At 59.6% G+C, this 6,636-nt stretch carries 5 protein-coding genes; 3 read left to right on the forward strand and 2 right to left on the reverse strand.

All coding sequences use genetic code 11. From position 1 onward, the window contains the following. Nucleotides 1–261 precede the first annotated feature (261 nt). The 3 genes from AC4HNJ_RS21345 to AC4HNJ_RS21355 all read left to right on the forward strand — a co-directional run bounded on the left by AC4HNJ_RS21345 (nt 262) and on the right by AC4HNJ_RS21355 (nt 3,155). The gene (locus tag AC4HNJ_RS21345; RefSeq protein ID WP_490481638.1) at nt 262–705 is read left to right on the forward strand and encodes a DUF4124 domain-containing protein; all 444 of its coding nucleotides are present in this window, start codon (nt 262–264) and stop codon (nt 703–705) included. A gap of 159 nt (nt 706–864) precedes the next feature. Continuing rightward, nucleotides 865–2,562 (forward strand): proline--tRNA ligase, encoded by a 1,698-nt coding sequence (locus tag AC4HNJ_RS21350; RefSeq protein WP_490481639.1) that lies wholly within the window; start codon nt 865–867, stop codon nt 2,560–2,562. Between the two features lie 260 nt (nt 2,563–2,822). Next, nucleotides 2,823–3,155: an H-NS histone family protein gene (locus tag AC4HNJ_RS21355; RefSeq protein ID WP_490481640.1), complete on the forward strand. Its 333-nt coding sequence runs from the start codon at nt 2,823–2,825 to the stop codon at nt 3,153–3,155. Between the two features lie 277 nt (nt 3,156–3,432). Here the strand turns inward: AC4HNJ_RS21355 and AC4HNJ_RS21360 are convergent, their stop codons facing one another. Both AC4HNJ_RS21360 and AC4HNJ_RS21365 read right to left on the reverse strand, forming a co-directional pair. Beyond that, nucleotides 3,433–4,695 (reverse strand): threonine/serine exporter family protein, encoded by a 1,263-nt coding sequence (locus AC4HNJ_RS21360; protein WP_490481641.1) that lies wholly within the window; start codon nt 4,693–4,695, stop codon nt 3,433–3,435. A gap of 275 nt (nt 4,696–4,970) precedes the next feature. Next, the gene (locus AC4HNJ_RS21365; RefSeq protein WP_490481642.1) at nt 4,971–6,341 is read right to left on the reverse strand and encodes a sensor histidine kinase; all 1,371 of its coding nucleotides are present in this window, start codon (nt 6,339–6,341) and stop codon (nt 4,971–4,973) included. Between the last annotated feature and the right edge of the window lie 295 nt (nt 6,342–6,636).

The following is a 6,636-nucleotide window of genomic DNA, read 5'->3' on the forward strand; positions in this document are numbered from 1 at the left end:
AGCCGTCAGGTGGTAGTGCGTGGCGCAGGCCTGGCTGGCTGCCAGGTCAAGCCGCGCGCTGCCGCATGGCGGCTACGCAACGGCAACCCGAAGGGCTGGCTCTGTTTGCACGCCATACCATGTTATCGCTCAGTTGAGGACCGACGTGCACGCCTTTGCTCTTCCTTGTCTGGCGTGCAAACCGCTCCCAGCGCGAGCTACGCCAGTAGTGTAAGCAGGCCCTAGCTTCACTTTACCTTTACCTCTGTCTTGGAGTCCGCCATGCGTCGAGCTTCTTTTGCCCTGGTGCTGTTGCTGGTCGCACCGCTGGCGTTCGCCCAGGTCTACAAGTGGACCGATGCCAAGGGGACCACGCACTATTCAGAAACGCCGCCGTCGGCAGGCACCAAGTACACCCAGGTCACCCTCAATGCCGATCAGCCCGCCGCAGCGGCTCCGAACAGCGCCAGCGCGGATACGTCCAATGCCGGCAGCGGCAACTCTTCCGACACTGGCGGAAACGCGCCCGCCAAGATGGCCGACACCCCGGAAAATCGCAGCAAGCTCTGCGCGTCCTTGAAAACCAACATCGCCGCCCTGCAGGGAAGCGGGCCGGTGGTGATGCAATCTGGCGGCAAGCAGCAATTGCTCAACCCCGACCAGCGCAAGCAGCAGCTGGACAGCAGCCAGTCCCAGTACAACCAGTACTGCGCCAATCAACAGTAATGGACGGGGATACGGCAACGAGCAACGCAGGCTCTTAGCCGCAGCATCCATGCCGGAGACGAGGCATCCGGCACGCTTGCATGCATGATGCCTTTTCCCTCCCTAATCCCTGTTTCCGCACCGCTATAATCGGCGTTTTGTTTGCCGGATCGCCCAGCCATGCGCCTTAGCCAATTCCACCTGGCCACCGTCAAGGAAGTCCCCGCCGACGCCGAAATCGCCAGCCACCAGCTTATGACCCGCGCCGGCATGATCCGCAAGCTCGCCGCCGGCCTCTATACCTGGTCGCCGCTGGGTCTGCGCGTGCTGCAGAAGGTGGAGCAGATCGTGCGCGAGGAAATGAACCGCGCTGGCGCCATCGAAATGCTGATGCCCTCGGTACAGCCCCGCGAGTTATGGGAAGAAACCGGCCGCTGGGAAAAATTCGGCGGCCAGTTGCTGAAAATCAAGGATCGCAAGGAACAGGAGTTCTGCTACGGCCCCACGCATGAGGAAGTAGTCACCGACTTCGCGCGCAACGAGCTGAAAAGCTATAAGCAATTGCCAGTCAACTTCTACCAGATCCAGACCAAGTTCCGCGACGAGATCCGCCCCCGTTTCGGCGTGATGCGCGCGCGCGAGTTTCTGATGAAGGATGCGTACTCCTTCCATCTCACTGCGGAGTCGCTGGCTGAGACCTATGACGTGATGTATCGCACCTACTCGCGCATCTTCACGCGCCTGGGCCTGAGCTTCCGCGCGGTACAAGCCGATACCGGCGCGATCGGCGGCAACGCCAGCCATGAATTCCAGGTATTGGCGGATTCTGGTGAGGATTTGATCGCCTTTTCCGATGGTTCCGACTACGCCGCCAACATCGAGAAAGCCGAAGCGCTTGCACCCACCACCAGCCGCCCCGCGCCTTCCGCTCCACTGCAGCGCGTCGATACTCCCCGCGTACGCACCGTGGAGGACGTCACCCAGCACTTCAGTGTCGCAGCCGACCGCATCATCAAGACCGTGCTGGTACACGGCAAGGAAGGACTCGTCGCCCTGTGCCTGCGCGGCGATCATGAAATCAATGAGGTCAAAGCCGGCAAGCTGCCCGAACTGCCGGATGAGTCCGTGCTGGCTACCGAGGAGGATATCCTCGCCGCCATCGGCACCCGCCCTGGTTTCATCGGCCCCGTCGACCTGCCCGATTCCATCCCGGTCATCGTCGACCGCAGTGCGGCGGTGCTCGCCGACTTCATCTGCGGCGGCAATGCCAACGATACGCACTACACCGGTGCCAACTGGGGTCGCGACGCGCGCATCACGCGCATCGAAGACATCCGCCAAGTGGTGGCAGGCGACCTATCGCCGGATGGCCAGGGCAGCTTGAAGATCGCCCGAGGCATCGAGGTCGGACACATCTTCCAGCTCGGCAGCAAGTATGCGGAAGCCCTCCACGCCACCGTGCTTGATGACCAAGGCAAGAAACAGGTCATGCTGATGGGCTGCTACGGCATCGGTGTCAGCCGCATCGTGGCAGCCGCCATCGAGCAACGTCATGACGAAGCCGGCATCATCTGGCCCGAAGCCATGGCGCCTTGGCGGGTTGCCGTATGTGTGATCAACCCCAAGAACACACCAGACGTCGAAGCTGCCGCCGAGTCGCTCTATAACGAACTGATCGCGCGCGGCATCGAAACCGTGTGGGACGATCGCGGCCTGCGTCCCGGGGCCATGTTCGCGGACATGGAATTGATCGGCATTCCGCATCGCGTGGTCGTCAGCGAGCGAGGCCTGACGGCCGGCACGCTGGAATATCGCGCGCGCACCGCTGCCGAAAGCAGTGCCATTACGCGCGATGAACTCTTCGAAATACTTGGCTGAAGGGCGCCGCGTAAATGATGCAAAAAAGGCCGCCATAGCGGTCTTTCTTGCGTCATGGCAAAGCCAACAACATCGCTCGCGTCCTTATTCGAAACGTTAATGAAACCGCAATAAATGCCAAGCCATTGCCGCAGTGAAATTCATTATCAGCGCCATTGCTTTACAACACTGCGCGTTATGCGGGAAAATCAAAAACCCATCCGGTTTTTATAATCCAATAACCGGATCGCCTCGTTCATTTCCTTGTCGGAGCCCACCTCATGGCCATTGATATCAAGAGCCTCAACCATAATCAGCTCAATGACCTGATTCAGAAGGCGCAATTGCGCCAGAACGAGTTGCATAAGGAAAGAATCACAAAAGTGCGTGAAAAAGTGTATGCACTGTTGAAATCCGAAGAAATCACGTTCGAAGAAGTGTTTGGCGGCGCCGCCGTTGTCAGTCGCGGCAAGCGCAAAGGCACCGGGTCTGTCGCTCCAAAATATCGCAATCCGGCCGATCCGGAACAAACTTGGTCGGGCCGCGGCAAGCGCCCGCGCTGGTTCAATGACGCACTGAAGTCCGGCAAGAAAGAAAAAGATCTGGCGATCTGATCGTAAACACGATCCTAAAAAAACGCCGGCTAATGCCGGCGTTTTTGTTTTACCGGAATTTGATACCATGTATATACCCCTCGCACAGGGTTGCGGTGCATGAGTTGTGCAAGATTGAAGGCCTTTACTGCGCCCCAGCTCTCCCCTCCACACATAGAAGAGGAAATCCGGTCTCGGCAACTGGACTACCGCTGCGGGTCAACGCTGGCCAGACTGTTTTATGCCCGCCCTATTAAGCGTGCCGTCAATGACACAGCGAGCAAACCTGTTCATGGGCTTATAACGATCGCCGTGGTGCGATAAGCAATTCACCGAACATCAGCCCCCCAACCAGCGATATGAGCAAGGTCACCAGCAATATGCCCGTATCAAACCCGAGCATCGTATTGCGCTCAAGCAAATAGGAAACACTGCGAAATCCGACGCTGCCAGGGACAAGCAGCAAAATTCCCGGCTCCCGCACCACGGCACCCGGCCGGCCCGCGTAACGCGCGTAAAGATTCGCCAGCGCACTCAACAGCAGACCGCCCAAAAACACCCCGAACGGCGCTCCCGGCAAATTGACGGAAATCTCGCCGCCCAGCCGCGTGGCAACATAACCTACGATCACCGCCAGGATGACCGCCGGCCAATCGCGCCATGCGGCACGAAACAGCATCGCGAAGGCAATTGCTGCCAACAGCAATGCGGGATAGTCGATCCATGCAGGCAAGGCCGGCAGCGCAAAATCACGGGGCGCGATCGCAAACACCGCGCATATCTGCGTGGCGGCTACCGTGCCGAAGGTGAGCTTGAGCAGGGTGGCCATGGCGCCACCCATGCGCGCCATGCCGGACACCAGGTGCTGGCTGGAAATCTCACGTACAGCCGTCGTCAAAGACATGCCCGGCACCAATACGATCAAGCCCGCAAGTACGACAGACTTGATCGCCAGCGGTACCACGAAGGCACTAAACACGATGGCGACCAAGGTAGCGACCATGGCGCAAATCGCATCGCTCGCCACCGCAAGCCGAGGACGCGTAGCCGACAAAATCGTGATGGTGCCAATGATCAATCCGACAAAGGCGGCCACCAGCAAATCCACCCAGGAGCTATGCAGGAACAAGGCATCGATGGCAGCGGCCGACAAACCGTAGCTGACAATCACGCCCGCCTTTTGATAGGGCGTATCCGGCAACTCCAAGGCGCGCAGCAGGCGAAACCCTTCGCGCAAATCCAGCTCGCCGGCAATCACGCGATCGGCTATTTCGTCAGCACGGCATAGCTTGTCGAGATTCACGTCGCCCGGCAGCAACCGTATGACTTGCGTTACCTGCGCCAGCCTGCTCTCTTCGCCATGAGCAAGATCTGCAAAGGAAATGATGATCGCCGTAGGGCTGGACCATACCTCCGCGCTGAGGCCGATGCGTTGTGCCGAGCCGGTAATCGCCATTTCCAGGCGAGGAGAAGCCGCGCCGTATTTATGCAGGCGGGTGGCGAGTTCCACCAGAAAAGCAATGCGGGTGTTGAGTGCCGTCGTGGCGAATTGCACGCTCATGTGTCACCCACCCCGAACAGGGAGTTGGCGACGTCAGACGGCGATGGAAAAAAAATGACGAGTGCAGGCATGCCCTCATTCTCACCGGAAGTGTGCCCGTTGGGTATGCGCGTACGTCATTCCCCTATGCCGGCAAAAGCCGCGATAGTTCACCCTGGCCGTACTTTAAGCGTCATGCCCTCCACGGCAACGACCTCAACCGTACTACCCCATGGCATCTCCTCCCTTGATACGGGCGAGTATAGAGGAGCATTCCGGGCAAACTGGTTACGCGATTATGTTGCGGCGCCTTGCTGCGGCAACAGCAGGGTGACGCGCAAGCCACCATCCCCACGATTGGCAAGCGCAATGCGCCCGCCATGTGCTTCACTGATCTCGCGTGCCAAAGCCAAACCCAAACCGGTTCCCGAGCGCTTGGTGGAATAGAACGGAAGCAACGCCTGCGCCAGCACGGCTTCGCTCATGCCCGGGCCGCGGTCGGCCACCTCGATGCGAAACTCCTGCCCCGCAATGGCCAGCGACAATGTCACGCCTTCCGGCGTGCTGCCGGATTCGTGTGCGTTCTTGATCAGATTGATCAGCACTTGCTCGATCTGCGCCGCATCGAACCATCCAGGCTGTTTCGGCGGCTCGCCGACCAATTGGAAACGGCAATGCAGCGCCAGTCCTTCCAGAAACGGCTTCCACTCCACGGCAACCGGGCGCGGCGCAGGCAATTTGGCAAAGCGCGCGTAGCCATCGATGAACCCGTGCAGGTGACGCGCACGTTCGCCGATCGTGGCAAAGACACCCGGCAGCCGTTGCACGTCGCCGCGCCGTGCCAGCTCGGATCCCGAATGCGCCAGCGAAGAAATCGGCGCCAGTGAATTGTTCAACTCATGGCTAACCACACGAATGACACGCTTCCACGCCGCCACTTCCTGGCGCGACAGCTCGCGTGTCATCCGACGAAACAGCTGCAAGCGATGCGGCCGGCCCTGCAGGCGAAAAGCACGCTGCGAGAGATGGAAGGTTTCTTCGGCACCCTCCATTTCCACACTGAAGAGCGCGTCTTCCGCCCCTTCGGTTGCCTTGCGCAAGGCTTCGGGCGCGTCGGCAATCAAGGTCGCAAAGTGCAAACCGTTGAGGCTGCGCCCTTCGTTGAAAAGGTGCCGCGCTGCGATATTGGCGTACGCCACGCGTCCGCTCGCATCGGTCAGCACCAGGGCGACCGGTGTGTTCTGTACCACCGTGTCCAACAGCAGTTCGCGCTGTGCCAGATTCTGCCGTTGTTCGCGCAACGTCTGCCCCAGCTCGTTGTGTACGCGGATCAAGTCGCCCAGTTCATCGCGGCGATTGAGTGCGATGGAAATGCTGAAGTCACCATCGCGATAGCTTGCCACCGCGCCTTCCAACGCACGCAGCAGACGCTTGACCGGCTGCATCACTATGTGCGCAAACCACCACGACAACGGCAGCAATACCGCAGCGCAAATCACCAGCGCCTGCGTATGCGTAGGCCTCGCCACCGTGGGGCTGAGGCTATGCATCCAATCCATTAACTGCGGTAGCGGCCAGTCGGTCACGCCGATATAGACGGATGCTCCGGCCAGCGCAGCCAAGGCGAGGCAGAGTGCCAGCCGCCCTTCCAGCGATCTCAGGCGCATGATGCGATTCCGGTTCGATGCAGTGGTGTCGACATGAATCTTCCTTTGCGGAATGCAGCCTGTTCTCAATGCAGCCTGTTCTACACGTTACGACGATCGCGTACCACTGCCGACAGACAACCCTTGGCTCCGCGCCTTCATCCTTCCCTTTTCGTTTCTTGAAAGAAGGAGGTGTCTATCCAAGCGGAATCATGACCTGTAGTGGTCAACCCAACTTGGACAGTCCGATAGGAGTTTTGCCGACCATCGCGTCAACGACGGCCGGAATGCGTTGGCCGATGGCGGCATGCCATCG

This window comes from Dyella sp. SYSU CM1112, from assembly GCF_058216415.1.

What these genes read in the sequence shown, in the direction of transcription:
- AC4HNJ_RS21345 (WP_490481638.1), top strand. Translation starts at nt 262, where the DNA reads ATGCGTCGAGCTTCTTTTGCCCTGGTGCTGTTGCTGGTCGCACCGCTG.
- AC4HNJ_RS21350 (WP_490481639.1), top strand. Translation starts at nt 865, where the DNA reads ATGCGCCTTAGCCAATTCCACCTGGCCACCGTCAAGGAAGTCCCCGCC.
- AC4HNJ_RS21355 (WP_490481640.1), top strand. Translation starts at nt 2,823, where the DNA reads ATGGCCATTGATATCAAGAGCCTCAACCATAATCAGCTCAATGACCTG.
- AC4HNJ_RS21360 (WP_490481641.1), bottom strand. Translation starts at nt 4,695, where the DNA reads ATGAGCGTGCAATTCGCCACGACGGCACTCAACACCCGCATTGCTTTT.
- AC4HNJ_RS21365 (WP_490481642.1), bottom strand. Translation starts at nt 6,341, where the DNA reads ATGCGCCTGAGATCGCTGGAAGGGCGGCTGGCACTCTGCCTCGCCTTG.